Annotated in this window: 16 protein-coding genes and 1 pseudogene; 12 read left to right on the forward strand and 5 right to left on the reverse strand. The window is 65.3% G+C overall.

The genetic code is table 11. The features are described from left to right. From obgE to GC146_RS12335, 3 genes are read left to right on the forward strand one after another with little or no spacing between them, the layout of a single operon-like run. Positions 1-1,047 carry a GTPase ObgE gene (obgE, locus tag GC146_RS12325; RefSeq protein WP_291838920.1) on the forward strand — a complete coding sequence of 349 codons (1,047 nt, stop codon included), beginning with the start codon at positions 1-3 and terminating at the stop codon, positions 1,045-1,047. After that, complete coding sequence (gene proB, locus GC146_RS12330; protein ID WP_291838923.1) at positions 1,035-2,141, forward strand: glutamate 5-kinase; 1,107 nt, start codon at positions 1,035-1,037, stop codon at positions 2,139-2,141. The genes obgE and proB overlap by 13 nt, the downstream gene beginning before the upstream one ends. 1 nt (position 2,142) lies before the next feature. Next, positions 2,143-3,408 (forward strand): glutamate-5-semialdehyde dehydrogenase, encoded by a 1,266-nt coding sequence (locus tag GC146_RS12335; RefSeq protein ID WP_291838927.1) that lies wholly within the window; start codon positions 2,143-2,145, stop codon positions 3,406-3,408. 5 nt (positions 3,409-3,413) lie between these two features. On the opposite strand, the gene GC146_RS12340 is transcribed toward GC146_RS12335, so the two are convergent. Continuing rightward, a complete protein-coding gene (locus tag GC146_RS12340) occupies positions 3,414-4,043 on the reverse strand; it encodes a histidine phosphotransferase family protein (protein ID WP_363241537.1) in 630 nt (209 codons plus the stop codon). On the opposite strand from GC146_RS12340, the gene GC146_RS12345 reads away from it, so the two are divergent. From GC146_RS12345 to GC146_RS12355, 3 genes are all read left to right on the forward strand, one after another. Beyond that, the gene (locus GC146_RS12345; RefSeq protein ID WP_291838930.1) at positions 4,038-4,223 is read left to right on the forward strand and encodes a DUF3553 domain-containing protein; all 186 of its coding nucleotides are present in this window, start codon (positions 4,038-4,040) and stop codon (positions 4,221-4,223) included. The genes GC146_RS12340 and GC146_RS12345 overlap by 6 nt on opposite strands. A 124-nt stretch (positions 4,224-4,347) precedes the next feature. Next, the gene (locus GC146_RS12350; RefSeq protein ID WP_291838933.1) at positions 4,348-5,121 is read left to right on the forward strand and encodes a GNAT family N-acyltransferase; all 774 of its coding nucleotides are present in this window, start codon (positions 4,348-4,350) and stop codon (positions 5,119-5,121) included. After that, entirely contained in the window at positions 5,118-5,993 is an 876-nt protein-coding gene (locus GC146_RS12355; RefSeq protein ID WP_291838936.1) for a lysophospholipid acyltransferase family protein, read from the forward strand. The genes GC146_RS12350 and GC146_RS12355 overlap by 4 nt, the downstream gene beginning before the upstream one ends. Here the strand turns inward: GC146_RS12355 and GC146_RS12360 are convergent. Further along, complete coding sequence (locus GC146_RS12360) at positions 5,942-6,565, reverse strand: thiamine phosphate synthase (protein WP_291838939.1); 624 nt, start codon at positions 6,563-6,565, stop codon at positions 5,942-5,944. The two genes, GC146_RS12355 and GC146_RS12360, sit on opposite strands and share 52 nt — an antisense overlap. Before the next feature lie 61 nt (positions 6,566-6,626). Beyond that, complete coding sequence (locus tag GC146_RS12365; protein WP_291838942.1) at positions 6,627-6,956, reverse strand: TfoX/Sxy family protein; 330 nt, start codon at positions 6,954-6,956, stop codon at positions 6,627-6,629. 65 nt (positions 6,957-7,021) lie between these two features. Here GC146_RS12365 and GC146_RS12370 point away from each other — a divergent pair, with 65 nt between their 5' ends. From GC146_RS12370 to GC146_RS12380, 3 genes are read left to right on the forward strand one after another with little or no spacing between them, the layout of a single operon-like run. After that, positions 7,022-7,765, forward strand: coding sequence for an RNA methyltransferase (locus tag GC146_RS12370; RefSeq protein ID WP_291838946.1), 744 nt, complete (start codon positions 7,022-7,024; stop codon positions 7,763-7,765). A gap of 60 nt (positions 7,766-7,825) precedes the next feature. After that, a complete protein-coding gene (gene ctaA / locus GC146_RS12375; protein ID WP_291838948.1) occupies positions 7,826-8,995 on the forward strand; it encodes a heme A synthase in 1,170 nt (389 codons plus the stop codon). Further along, entirely contained in the window at positions 8,992-10,473 is a 1,482-nt protein-coding gene (locus tag GC146_RS12380) for a carboxypeptidase M32 (RefSeq protein WP_291838951.1), read from the forward strand. The genes ctaA and GC146_RS12380 overlap by 4 nt, the downstream gene beginning before the upstream one ends. Before the next feature lie 60 nt (positions 10,474-10,533). On the opposite strand, the pseudogene GC146_RS12385 reads toward GC146_RS12380, so the two are convergent. After that, positions 10,534-11,334, reverse strand: a pseudogene (locus GC146_RS12385) (enoyl-CoA hydratase); the annotation flags it as partial. 54 nt (positions 11,335-11,388) lie between these two features. Between GC146_RS12385 and GC146_RS12390 the strand changes: the two are divergent. The 3 genes from GC146_RS12390 (at position 11,389) to rpsI (ending at position 12,913) form a co-directional block, all read left to right on the forward strand. Further along, positions 11,389-11,820 carry a PaaI family thioesterase gene (locus GC146_RS12390; RefSeq protein ID WP_291838954.1) on the forward strand — a complete coding sequence of 144 codons (432 nt, stop codon included), beginning with the start codon at positions 11,389-11,391 and terminating at the stop codon, positions 11,818-11,820. Positions 11,821-11,960: 140 nt separating this feature from the next. Beyond that, positions 11,961-12,422, forward strand: a complete 462-nt coding sequence (gene rplM, locus GC146_RS12395; RefSeq protein WP_291838956.1) for a 50S ribosomal protein L13 — start codon at positions 11,961-11,963, stop codon at positions 12,420-12,422. A gap of 2 nt (positions 12,423-12,424) precedes the next feature. Beyond that, positions 12,425-12,913, forward strand: coding sequence for a 30S ribosomal protein S9 (rpsI, locus tag GC146_RS12400; RefSeq protein WP_291838959.1), 489 nt, complete (start codon positions 12,425-12,427; stop codon positions 12,911-12,913). Between the two features lie 75 nt (positions 12,914-12,988). On the opposite strand, the gene ssb is transcribed toward rpsI, so the two are convergent. Next, entirely contained in the window at positions 12,989-13,462 is a 474-nt protein-coding gene (ssb, locus tag GC146_RS12405; RefSeq protein ID WP_291838962.1) for a single-stranded DNA-binding protein, read from the reverse strand. Between the last annotated feature and the right edge of the window lie 159 nt (positions 13,463-13,621).

Genomic DNA, 13,621 nt, shown 5'->3' on the forward strand with positions numbered 1-13,621 from the left:
ATGAAGTTTCTCGATCTTGCCAAAGTCTACATCCGCTCCGGCACGGGCGGAAATGGCTGCGTGTCGTTCCGGCGCGAGAAATTCGTTGAATATGGCGGGCCCGACGGCGGCGACGGTGGCCATGGCGGCGACGTGATTGTCGAGGCGGTCGACGGGCTCAACACCCTGATCGATTTTCGCTACCAGCAGCATTTCTTTGCCCGCAACGGCCAAGGCGGCATGGGGCGGCAGCGCACTGGCGCTGATGGTGACGACATTACCCTGCGGGTGCCCGTGGGCACCGAAATTATTGACGAGGATGAAGAAACGCTGATTGCCGACATGACGGAGGTCGGCCAGCGCGTCATCCTTGCACGGGGTGGCAATGGCGGTTTCGGCAACCTGCATTTCAAATCCGCCACCAACCAGGCCCCGCGACATGCCAACCCCGGTCAGGCCGGGGTGGAGCGGACGATCTGGTTGCGGCTGAAGCTGATCGCCGACGTGGGTCTTCTGGGCCTGCCAAACGCGGGCAAGTCCACTTTCCTTGCTGCGACCTCGAACGCACGGCCCAAGATTGCCGATTATCCCTTCACCACGCTGGTGCCGAACCTTGGTGTCGTGGGCGTCGACAACGTGGAATTCGTCGTCGCCGATATTCCCGGCCTGATCGAAGGCGCGTCCGAGGGCCGTGGGCTGGGCGATACCTTCCTTGGCCATGTCGAACGTTGCGCGGTCCTGCTGCATCTTGTCGATGGTACCGCCGCCGATCCGATTGCAGACTACGAGACGATCATCGCCGAACTGAAGGCCTATGGCGCGGGCCTTGCGCGCAAGCCGCGCATCACCGTGCTGAACAAGATCGACGCGCTGGACGACGAGGCACGTGAAACACTGCGGGACGCCCTACACGAAGCCTGCGGGCGCACTGTGATGCTGATGTCGGGCGTGACCGGCGAGGGCGTGACCGACGTGTTGCGCGCGCTGCGCACCCGGATTGACGCGAAACGCCTGCGCGAGAAGAAGAAGGACGCCACGGCGCAGGAGGAAGGCCCGTGGCAGCCCTGACCGACGCGCGCCGGCTGGTCGTCAAGGTCGGCTCGACCCTATTGGTGGACCGCGCCACAGGCCAGTTGAGGGCCGAATGGCTGCACTCGCTGGCCGCAGATGTGGCACGCCTGCGTGCCCGCGGAACGCAAGTTATCCTTGTATCCTCCGGCTCGATCGCCTTGGGACGTGGCGCATTGGGGCTGCCCAAAACCCCGCTGGCCCTCGAACAAAGCCAGGCCGCGGCCAGTGTCGGCCAGATCCGGTTGGCGCGCGCCTATGAAGAGGCCTTGGCGCCGCATGGCATCATCGCCGGGCAAGTCCTTGTCACGCTTGAGGATTCCACTGACCGCCGGCGCTATCTGAATTCCCGTGCGACGATGGAAACGCTGCTGGGCCTTGGCGTGACGCCCATCGTGAACGAGAATGATACCGTCGCCACCGACGAGATCCGCTATGGCGACAACGACAGGCTGGCGGCCCAGGTCGCTGTGACCTGCGGGGCCGATCAACTGGTCCTGCTGTCGGATGTCGATGGCTTCTATTCTGGCAATCCAAACATTGACAGTGCCGCACAACGCTTTGATGTTATTGACAAGATTACCCCAGAGATCGAGGCGATGGCGGGCGATGGTGTTTCGGGCCTGTCGAAAGGCGGGATGATTACCAAGCTCATGGCCGCCAAGGTGGCGACCGAGGCGGGTTGCACCATGGTCATCACCTTGGGAACGCCTCTCAACCCACTGACAGTGCTTGAAAATGGTGCACCGGCCACATGGTTCACCGCGCAGACCGACCCGCAGGCGGCGCGCAAGCGCTGGATTGCCGCGATGAAGCCCAAGGGCCAAGTCTCGGTTGATGCCGGGGCCGCCGCGGCGCTGGCACAGGGCAAGAGCCTGCTGCCCGCGGGGGTGCGCGCGGTGTCCGGCCGGTTCGGCCGGGGCGATCCGGTGGCGATCGTGGACGCCGCGGGCGCGCGGCTGGGCCTTGGCCTGACGCGCTATACCGCCGAGGAAACGCGCGCGATCCTTGGCCGGCGCAGCACTGACATCGAGGCGATTCTGGGCTACAAGGGCCGGACCGCGCTGATCCACCGCGACGACATGGTGTTATGACATGAAAGACCTGACCGACATTCCCGCCCTGATGGCCGAGATCGGCAGCCGAGCCAAGGCCGCCGCGGCCGAACTGGCCTTTGCCAGCGCCGAGCGCAAGCATGCCGCCCTTGTCGGCGCGGCCCATGCCGTCTGGGAAAACCGGCAGGCAATCATCGACGCCAATGCCGAGGACCAGGTTTTTGGCGAGGCCAAGGGGATTAGCGCAGCCATGATGGACCGGCTGATCCTGGACGAGCGGCGCGTGCGCGCCATCGTGGATGGCTTGCGCGCCGTGGCCGAACAGGCCGATCCGGTTGGGCAGGTCATGGCCGAATGGGACCGTCCCAGCGGGCTGCACATCCAGCGCGTGCGCACGCCGCTTGGCGTGGTGGGCGTGATCTATGAAAGCCGGCCCAACGTCACCGCCGACGCGGGCGCGCTGTGCCTGAAGGCGGGCAACGCGGTGATCCTGCGCGGCGGCTCGGAAAGCTTTCATTCCTCCACGGCGATCCACGCCTGCCTGCAGACCGGCCTGCGCCAGGCGGGCCTGCCCGAGGACGCGATCCAGCTGGTCCCGACGCGCGAGCGCGCCGCCGTCAGCGCGATGCTGACCGCCACGGGCGTGATCGACGTGATCGTGCCGCGCGGGGGCAAGGGGCTGGTCGGGCTGGTGCAGGCCGAAGCGCGGGTACCGGTCTTTGCCCATCTCGAAGGGATCTGCCACGTCTATGTCGACCGCGATGCCGATCTGGAGATGGCCCGCGCGGTGGTGCTGAACGCCAAGACCCGGCGCACCGGCATCTGCGGCGCCGCCGAGTGCCTGCTGATTGACTGGCAGTTCTACACCAAACACGGTGCGGTCCTGATCGAGGACCTGCTGAAGGCGGGCGTCGAAGTGCGGGCCGAGGGCGAGCTGGCCAAGGTGCCCGGAACGGTGCGCGCGAAGGCGGATGACTTCGGGCGCGAATTCCTCGACATGATCATCGCGACGAAACTGGTCGATGGCGTGGACGAGGCGATTGCTCATATCCGTCGCTACGGCAGCCAGCACACCGAATCGATCCTGACCGGAAACGATGCCACCGCCGCGCGCTTCTTCGAACGGCTCGACAGTGCGATCCTGATGCGCAACGCCTCGACCCAGTTCGCAGACGGGGCCGAGTTCGGGATGGGCGCCGAGATCGGAATCGCAACGGGCAAGCTGCATGCGCGTGGCCCGGTCGGGGCCGAGCAGCTGACCAGTTTCAAGTACCTGGTGACCGGCAACGGAACGATCCGGGCCTGATAGCCCTAGAACCGCAGGGTGACGCTGCCATCGGCAATATCGAGCGACAGCATGCGCCCTGCCTGCGCCAGCGCCTCGGGCAAAAGCGCGAACTGCACCTGCGCAGGGCCGATCGCGGCACGATGACGCGGCGTCGTCAGACAGGCCCACAGATCGTCATCAAGGCGAATGCGGGCGGCCTCGGCCACGATCTGCCAGTCTGGCCCGTCGCGGCGCACCGCGATGTCGCCGCCATGCGGCATCGCCGATTCGAGGCATTGCAACGCAAGAAAGACCATACGCACTGCGTCACGGGGCTGATCGTCGGCCGGCTCCCACATGTAGGACAAGCGCCCGCCGCGCGCCGAAGCGCCCAACACCGCCGTCACCTCGGCGCGCGATATCAACTGGTCCGGCGCGGCGGCCCCGTAGGCAATGCGGAAAAAGCGGATGCGCGCGCTGGCGCTTTCGACACTTTCGCTGATGAGGGCCATCTCGGCCCCTTCGGCCGTACCGGTCAGGTGCAACAGTTCGATGCCGTTGCCGATCGCGCCCAGCGGGCTGATAAGGTCATGGCATATGCGCGAGCCGATCAGCGCCGGCAGGTCCAGCCGGTGCGTGCTCATCCGCGCAACGCCAAGGAGGTCTGAATGCACGAGATCACCGCGATATTGCAGCCCGGCATGCTGGTCAGCCATCCCGACAGGCCCGATTGGGGCGTGGGACAAGTGCAGTCGAATATCGAGGGCAAGGTCACCGTCAATTTCCGCGAGGCCGGTAAGGTAGTGATAGATGGCAACCGCGTCTCCCTCGTGCTGGTTTCCGCAGAACCTTGATGACACAACCCAAGGTAGCAAAGGTGAAATCCGAGTCAACTGCCTTCGTGGGCCTGAGGGGTTGCGCCATGCCGGGGCCTGCCCCTAGATGCGCGGCACGGATACGTAGTGCTGTCACGGGCGCATGAAACAATCCTTTCCAGATTTCGAAGTACGCCTCGCGCGTGATGCGGCTGACCTGCGTGCGGCGCAGGCCTTACGCTACGAGGTGTTCGTGGCCGAACTGGGTGGCGACGGGCCGCTGGTCGATCATGCTGCGCGGCTGGAGCGGGACCGGTTCGACGATGTCGCCGATCATTTGCTACTGATTGATCCGATGCGCGAGGATAGGCCCGTCGTGGGCGTCTATCGCCTGATGCGGGCAGAGCAGGCCGCGAAAGCAGGCGGGTTCTACACTGCCGCAGAATATGACATCGGGCCGTTGATACGGTCGGGCAGACGGCTTCTGGAGCTTGGCCGGTCTTGCCTGCATCGTGACTATCGCGGTGGCACCGCGATGGTGCACTTGTGGAATGCGCTGGCCGATTACGTCGCGCAGCATGCTGTCGAGGTTTTATTCGGCACCGCGTCGTTTCATGGCACGGACGTTGCCGCGCTGCGCCAGCCATTGTCCTTTCTTCACCATGGCCATCTCGCACCACCCGAATTGCGGGTGCGCGCGATCGACGAACGCTTTCAGGACATGAACCTGCTGCCGGCAGATGCCGTCGACCGGTTGGCCGCGCTGCGCCAGATGCCGGCGCTGATCAAGGCCTACCTGCGTCTGGGCGGCATGGTGGGCGAGGGGGCCTTTGTCGACCATGCCTTCAACACCACCGACGTCTGTCTTGTGATGGACACCGCGCGCATGAACGAGACCCGGCGCGCGCTTTACACCCGCGCGGGCCGCGGCGCATGACGTGGATCGACGCCCGCCCCGACGCACCGCCGTTGGGTCTGTCCGGCTGGACATTGGCGATCTTGCGCGCGCTGGTTCTTGGCGTCGTCGTCTTTGGGGGTCTGGGCCTGCTGTTGCTGGTGCGATTGGTGGAGCGGCCACTATGTGGCGCGCACCGGCCGGTTACGCCTTTCATCACGCAAAGCGTCTGCCGCGCGGCCTTTCCCATTCTCGGCATCCGCTACCGGCTTGAGGGGCGGCCGATGCGGCAGGCAGGTGCCATCGTTGCCAACCATTCCGGCTGGCTCGACATCTTCGCACTCAATGCCGCGCAGCGGATCTACTTCGTCTCGAAATCCGAGGTGGCGCGCTGGCCCGGTATCGGCTGGCTGGCACGGGCAACCGGCACCGTCTTCATTCGCCGCGATCCGCGCGAGACGCTTGTGCAGATCGCCGTCTTTCGCGAGCGATTGGCATTGGGCCACAGGCTGCTGTTCTTCCCCGAAGGCACCTCAACCGATGGGCGAAGGGTGCTGGCGTTCAAGCCAACGCTTTTTGCCGCCTTCTTTGACGACGGGCTACGCGAAACAATGCTGATCCAGCCCGTCTCGGTCATTTATCAGGCCGGAGCAGGTGCGGACCCGCGACAATACGGCTGGTGGGGCGACATGGCCTTTGGGCCGCATCTGCTGGCGACGCTGAGCGCACGCCGTCAGGGCAGCGTCACGGTGATCCATCATCCTGCGATCCGGGTCGCCGATGTCGCGAACCGCAAGGCGCTGGCCCGCGCGCTGGAAGAAACGGTGCGCAGCGGGCTGGCACAGGCTGGCGTGCTGGACGATCAGCCCATTGCCGCGCGCAATGCGGCAAGTGCCGCGACCGGATCGTCCTGACGCCAGATCTCGTCGCCGATGCCAAAGAAATCCGCCATCGGCGCCAGTTGCCGGATCAAGGCCGTGTCAAGCGCGCCCTCGGCCACGACAGGCACCTCGATCATCTCGGACCACCACTGGAAAAGTTCGCTCTCGGCCCGCCGCCCGTCACCAAGCGGCGTCTGACCGACCGGTCCGAAACTGACATAGTCCGCCCCCAGTTCCCCAGCGGTCATCCCGTCATGACGGGAATTCCCGCAGTCAGTGCCGACGATGGCGTCCTCGCCAAGGTCTTTGCGCACCTTGCGAACCGAACGGGCGGCATCGGTCAGGTGGACGCCGTCGAGGCCCAAACGTTCGACCAGCAGCACATGCGCCTCGATCACCAGCGCCACGTCGCGGGCGTGGGTAATCTCGCGCAACGCATCGGCGGCGCGCGCCACGCGGTCCTCGTCGCGCGTGGCCAGTGCCAGCCGCACGCAGGCCACGGGGCCTGCATCGAGGCAAGCCGCCAGCCGGTCAGGAAATGCCGACAGGTCGAATTCGGGCGGGGTAATCAGGTAGATCTGGGGCAGGTCGGCAGGCTCGGCCATGTTGGATTCCGCTCAAGGACGTCTTCAGTCGCGCCGTTCTAGCCGCCTTTGAAAGGATTGGCTACTTCGGCGGCAGTGTGGCGAGATAGGCCAAGGCCAGCGCCATGACCCGCCCGCGCCGCGCGTCATCGGCCATCAGATCGTCGTCGGCATCGACGAAGCCTGCCATCGACCGCCCGGTGAATTGCATCGGCCCGGTGCCGGGGATCGCGCGGGCGGCTGCTTCGCTGTCCTTGCCGACGCGGAACATCGCGCCTTGGGCACTGACGCCGCAAAGCATATTGCCGTGTTGCAAAAAGCAGATGCCGCCGAACATCCGTTTCTCGGTGATGCCTTCCACCTCGGCCAGATCGCCCCGGATCAGTTCCACCAGTCCCGCGTCAAAGGCCATTGCCGTCTCCTTGCCATGCCTGCCTTGCCACGATACCACGCCGCAGCCGTCAAGGAGGACCAAGAATGCCCACCGGAACGCCGCAACCTGCCTTCGTCCTGATCCGCCCGCAGATGGGCGAGAACATCGGCGCCGCCGCCCGGGGCATGTGGAATTTTGGCCTTGACCGGATGCGGGTGGTCAATCCGCGCGATGGCTGGCCCAATTCCAAAGCCGTGGCGATGGCCAGTGGCGCGGGGCGGCTGCTGGACGAGGCCCAGCTTTACGACACGACAGCCGACGCGATTGCCGATTGTTCTTACGTCTATGCAACGACAGCCCGTCCGCGCGGTTTGACAAAGCCCGTTCTGGCCCCCGATGCCGCGATGGCCGAGGCGGCGACCCGCGTGGCACGCGGCGAAAAGGTGGCCGTTCTCTTCGGGCCCGAGCGCACGGGGATGGAAAACGAGGATATTGCCCGCGCCAACGCCATCATCACAGTGCCGGTCAACCCCGATTTCCCTTCGCTCAACCTTGCGCAATGTGTTCTCCTGACGGGCTATGAATGGCGTCGGGCAACCGAGACGGTCATGCCCGGTCGGGTCGAGATGGCCGGCGCCGTCTGGGCCGAGCAGATCGAGATCGAGAAACTTGCAGAGCATTACGAGACGCAGCTTGACGAGGCCGGCTTCTTCTTTCCGGACCACAAGGCCGAAAGCATGAAGCTTAACCTGCGCAACCTCTGGAGCCGGATGCCGATGACGCGGGCCGATGTGCAAACGCTGCATGGCGTCCTGCGGCAGATGGTCCATTGGGCCAAGGCGCGCTGAAGCTTGCCGCGCCCCGGCCCAACGCCTAGGTTGCGCGCCACTACCGGACGGAGCGAATAGATGGCCCAGAAACCTGGCAGCAAACCCCGCGCGATCTTTGAAGAGGTGGCAGACGGCAACCGGGCAAGTCTTGCCGCCACGGCGCCCGGCGGAATCGACAAGGCGCGGCGCGGCGCCCGCGGTGCGATCCGGGCCTGGCTGATGGTAATCTTCGCGCTGGTTGCGATCATGATCGCGGTGGGCGGGCTGACGCGGCTGACCGGCTCTGGCCTGTCGATCACCGAATGGGCGCCCGTCACCGGGGCCCTGCCGCCGATGAACGCAGCCGACTGGCAGACCGAGTTCACCCGGTACCAGGCGACGCCGCAATACCAGTTGCAGAACAACGGCATGAGCCTGAATGCCTTCAAGGCATTGTTCTGGTGGGAATGGGGACACCGGCAGCTGGGCCGCACTATCGGGTTGGTCTGGGCGCTGGGGTTCGTTTTCTTCTGGGCCACCAAGCGCATTCCGCCGGGCTGGACCGGACGGCTGCTGCTATTGGGCGCGCTTGGCGGGCTGCAAGGGGCGATCGGCTGGTGGATGGTTTCCAGCGGATTGCAGACGGGCATGCTGCGCGTGGCCTCCTACCGGCTGGCCACGCACTTGGGGCTGGCGTTCATCATCTTCGGCTTTACCGCGTGGTTCATCTTCCAGCTGGGCCGGCGCGAGGCTGACCTGTTGCAGGCACGCCGGCAGGCCGAACCGCGGCTCTTTGGCCTTGGCACGACGGTCATGTCGCTGGGTTTCTTGCAGATCCTGCTGGGGGCGCTGGTGGCAGGCATCGACGCGGGCCGGGCCTTTCCATATTGGCCAACGATGGATGGTGCGTCGTTCCTGCCGCCCGATCCGTTCACGCTGGCACCGGTCTGGCGCAACTTCTTCGAGGATCCGGGGCTGGTGCAGTTCATTCACCGCTGCACAGCCTATCTGTTGGTGCTACTCGTTCTCTTCACGTGGACGCGCGCGCGCCGCTCCCCCAATGCCTCGATCCGGGCAGGCTTCACCATGCTGGCGATCTGGGTTCTGGTGCAGATGACGTTGGGCATCTTCACGGTGCTTTATTCGGCTCCGGTCCATCTTGCCATCGTCCACCAGGTGGGCGCGGTGGTGCTGTGGGTGCTGATCCTGCGGGCGCGTTTCCTTGCCCGCTATCCCTTGCCGCAATCCATCCGGGGAACCACACGATGACCGCCAATACCGATGCCTATGCCGAGCTTATGGCGTTCCAGCACGAGACCGAGGCGCTGGGGCAGATCGCCGGGCGCCTGGGCTGGGACCAGGAAACCATGATGCCCGCGGGCGCAACGCCGCAGCGGGCCGAAGAACACGCTGCCATCGCCAATGTCCTGCACGCGCGCCAGACCGACCCGCGGGTGGGAGAGTGGCTGGACCGCGCAGTCGCCGCCGACGCGGTTGCCGCCGCCAACCTGCGCCACATCCGCCGGTCCTACGACCGCACCATGAAGGTGCCGGCGCGGCTGGCCGCCGAACTGGCGCGCACCACGTCGCTGGCCCACCGGGTCTGGGCGCAGGCCCGCGCCGACGAGGATGTCGCGGCCTTCCTGCCGATGCTGGACAAGGTCGTGACTCTTCGGCGCGAAGAGGCAGCTTGCCTTGCCGGCGATGGCGACCTCTACGACGCGCTGCATGATGACTACGAACCCGGCAACAAGTCGGCCGATCTGGTGACGATGTTCGCCGCGCTGCGCCCGCGGCTGGTGGCCCTGCGCACGGCGATCCTCGCGCGGCATCAGCCCGCGCCATTGCGTGGCACCTTCGACGAAGCGGGGCAGCTGAAGCTGTCGCGCCTGCTGGCGCAGACCTTCGGCTACGACATGGACAAGGGCCGGATCGACAAGGCGGTGCACCCGTTCTCGTCCGGCTCTGGCCTTGACGTGCGGATCACCACGCGCACCAGCCCGACCGATCCGTTCAACTGCTTCTACTCGACCATCCACGAGGTGGGGCATGCCTGTTACGAACAGGGCATCGATGCCGACTACCTGCTGACGCCCCTGGGCAACGGCGTGTCGATGGGCGTGCATGAAAGCCAGAGCCGGATCTATGAGAACCAGCTGGGCCGCAGCCGCGCCTTTACCGGCTGGCTTTACGGGCAGATGCGCGACACCTTCGGTGACATCGGCGTGACCAGCGAAGAGGCGTTTCATGCCGCGGTCAACCGCGTCCACAACGGCTACATCCGCACCGAAGCGGACGAGGTGCAGTACAACCTGCACGTCCTGCTGCGGTTCGATCTCGAACGCGCGCTGGTGACCGGCGACCTTGCCGTGGCCGACCTCGAGGCGGCGTGGAACGACCGGTTTCTGGCCGATTTCGGATTTGCCGTCGACAAGCCCTCGAACGGGATCTTGCAGGACGTGCACTGGTCGGAGGGGCTGTTCGGCTATTTCCCGACCTACACGCTGGGCAACGTCTATGCCGGCTGCCTGCATGCCGCGATGCGTGCCGCGCTGCCCGATCTGGACGACGACCTGTCCCGCGGCGACCTCGCGCGCGCCACTGGCTGGCTGCGCAAGAACCTGCAGAGGCACGGCGGCTTGCGGGAGCCTCGCGCAACGATCATTCACGCGACCGGCGCGGAACCGTCAGAAGGGCCGCTGCTCGATTACCTCGAGGCGAAGTTCGGCGCCATTTACGGGCTTTAGGGGGCGCTGCCCCCGCGCGCCTTGCGCGCTCCCCCGGAGTATTTCGGGCAAGATGAGGGGTCAGGGCTTCCAGGCGGGCGGGCGCTTGTCGAGGAAGGCCGCGATGCCTTCATCGGTGTCGGGCTCTAGCATGTTGGTTGTCATGACCTGGCCAGCCAAGGCATAGGCCGCCTCGGTGTCCAGCGCGGCCTGGTCGTAGAAGGCGCGCTTGCCGATGCGCACCGCGACGGCGAGCTTGTTGGCAACCGTGCGGGCCAGCTCTTGCGTTGCGGCTTCCAGATCGGCGGCGGGGACGGCGCGGTTGATCAGGCCCAGGCGATGGGCCTCGGCCGTGTCGATCAGGCGGCCCGTCGTCAGCATCTCGAAGGCGGCCTTGCGCGGCACGGCGCGGGTCAGCGCCACCATCGGGGTCGAACAGAAAAGCCCGATATTGACGCCATTGACGCCAAAGCGGACGTGGTCGGCCGCAACGGCCATGTCGCAGGTCGCGACCAGCTGGCATCCAGCGGCGACAGCCACGCCCTGGACCTGCGCGATCACCGGCTGCGGCAGACTTTGCAGGCTGAGCATCAGCCGTGAACAACGTGCAAAGAGATCGGCGAAATAGGCAGCCCCCTTGTCGGGAGACTGGCGGCCGGCCTGCATTTCCTTCAGGTTGTGGCCCGCGCAGAACGCCTTGCCCGTCGCGGCGAGGATGACCACGCGAATGCTGCGGTCCTCGGCCAGCCTGTCGCATTCGGCCTGCAACGCCGCGATCATCGCGTCCGACAGCGCATTGAGCTTTTCCGGCGCGTTCAGCGTCAGTGTGGCGATGCCGTTCTCGTCGTTGCGTGTCACCAGCGTCATGCTTGCCTCTTCAGTCGTTTTGCCTCAATTCGAGGGCACTCTAGGGCAGCGAACGGGCAGGGGGAAGCGATGGCGCTGATGATGGACAAGACGGCGTTGACGGCCTTCCTGCAATCCGAGTTTCCGCAGGTTGCGGATGACTTCGCCGTCGAGACGGTGGAGGAGGGGGCGATGACCCTCCGGCTGAAGGTGGCCGAACGGCACCTGCGTCCCGGCGGTACCGTTTCGGGGCCCACGATGTTCGGGCTGGCCGATGTCGCGGTCTACCTTGCGATCCTTGCGATGATCGGGCCGGTGGCGCTGGCAGTGACAACGAACTGCTCCATCGACTTCATGCGCAAGCCCGCCGCGGGGCGCGATCTGCTGGCGCGGGCGCGGATATTGAAGTTGGGCCGCAGCCTTGCCGTGGGCGAGGTCCACCTAGTCAGCGAGGGCGCTGAAGAGGCCGTGGTGGCGCGTGCGGGCCTGACCTATGCAATCCCGCCGAAAAGTATGGGGTAAAATAATACCTATTTTGCAAAGCATTGATAACTAATAATTATTGCAGGATCAATGCGCTTGACGGTACGCATGGCATCGCTATAACCCGCCCATCCGAACGTTGGGGGGCGCTGGCCCTCCCCGAACCTTTCTGGTGAGATATGAAAACCTTTACCGCTACCCCGGCGGATATCGACAAGAAATGGATCCTGATCGACGCCGAAGGCGTGGTTCTGGGCCGTCTTGCCTCGATCATCGCCATGCGTCTGCGCGGCAAGCACAAGCCGTCCTTCACGCCGCACATGGACATGGGCGACAATGTCATCGTGATCAACGCCGAGAAGGTGCAGATCACCGGTAACAAGCGCTCCGAGAAAAACTACTGGCACACGGGCCATCCCGGCGGGATCAAGTTCCGCACCACGGGTGAACTGCTGGACGGCGCCCATCCCGAGCGTGTCATCATGCAGGCCGTCAAGCGGATGACGCCCGGCAACGCGCTGGCCCGCAAGCAGCTGGCCCACCTGCGGGTCTTCGCCGGTACCGCCCATGGCATGGACGCGCAAAAGCCCGAGGTTCTCGACGTTGCGTCGATGAACAAGAAGAACACGAGGACCGCTTGATCATGGCCACCGAAATCAAATCGCTCGATCAATTGTCGGAAGTGGCCGAGGGCACTGCGCCGGTCGCCGAGGTTGAAACCCCGCGCGAGCCGGTGCGTGACGCGCTGGGCCGCGCCTACGCCACCGGCAAGCGCAAGGATGCGGTCGCCCGCGTCTGGATCCGCCCCGGTTCCGGCAAGGTGACCGTGAACGGCAAGGAAATGGCCGTCTACTTCGCGCGTCCTGTGCTGCAGATGATCCTGCGCCAGCCCTTCACCGTCGCCGGTGTCTCGGGCCAGTTTGACGTGAATGCGACGGTCGCCGGTGGTGGTCTTTCGGGCCAGGCCGGTGCGGTCAAGCACGGCATCTCGAAGGCGCTGCAGCTTTACGACCCCACCCTGCGCGGCGCGCTGAAGGCCGCCGGTTTCCTGACCCGCGACAGCCGCGTGGTGGAACGCAAGAAATACGGCCGCCGCAAGGCCCGCCGGAGCTTCCAGTTCTCCAAGCGCTGATCGGCGTTCAGAGACCCCTATATGCAGAAAGGGCCGCGGATTTCCGCGGCCCTTTTTCGTTATCCGGTCCCGCGCTCAGAACGGAATGTCGTCGTCAAGGTCGCGGCCGCCGCCCGCCGGGGCCGAGGGGCCGCTGTCATAGCCGCCGCCCTGATCAGAGCCGTAGCTGCCGCCGCCACCGCCGCTACCGCCACCTTCACCACGGCCACCCACAAGCGTCAGCGCGCCGGAATAGGGGCGCAGCACCACCTCGGTCGTGTAACGGTCCTGACCGGACTGGTCCTGCCACTTGCGGGTTTCCAACTGACCTTCAAGGTAAACGGTGGACCCCTTGCGCAGGTATTGCTCGGCGATGCGCCCCAGAGGCTCGTTGAAAATCGCAACGGAATGCCACTCGGTCCGCTCTTTGCGCTCGCCGGTGTTGCGGTCCTTCCATGTGTCAGAGGTCGCGACGCGCAGGTTCACCACCTTTCCACCGTTCTGGAAGGTGCGCACTTCCGGGTCGCGGCCGAGGTTCCCCAGCAAGATCACCTTGTTCACACCGGCCATGTCATCCTCCGTCCGATAGGTGTTGAATCCGTCTTTTCGTGCCCCGTTACATCATCGCAACAAGGTTAATGAAAGAAAAATATCTGCAGGGCGAAGCAGGGGCCAGAGGCACTGATCGGGCCGGCCGCGCATCGTAATCGCAGGCTCCGGCCGCCCCGA

The organism is Limimaricola sp. (genome assembly GCF_016125575.1).
Lineage (GTDB): Bacteria > Pseudomonadota > Alphaproteobacteria > Rhodobacterales > Rhodobacteraceae > WGLM01.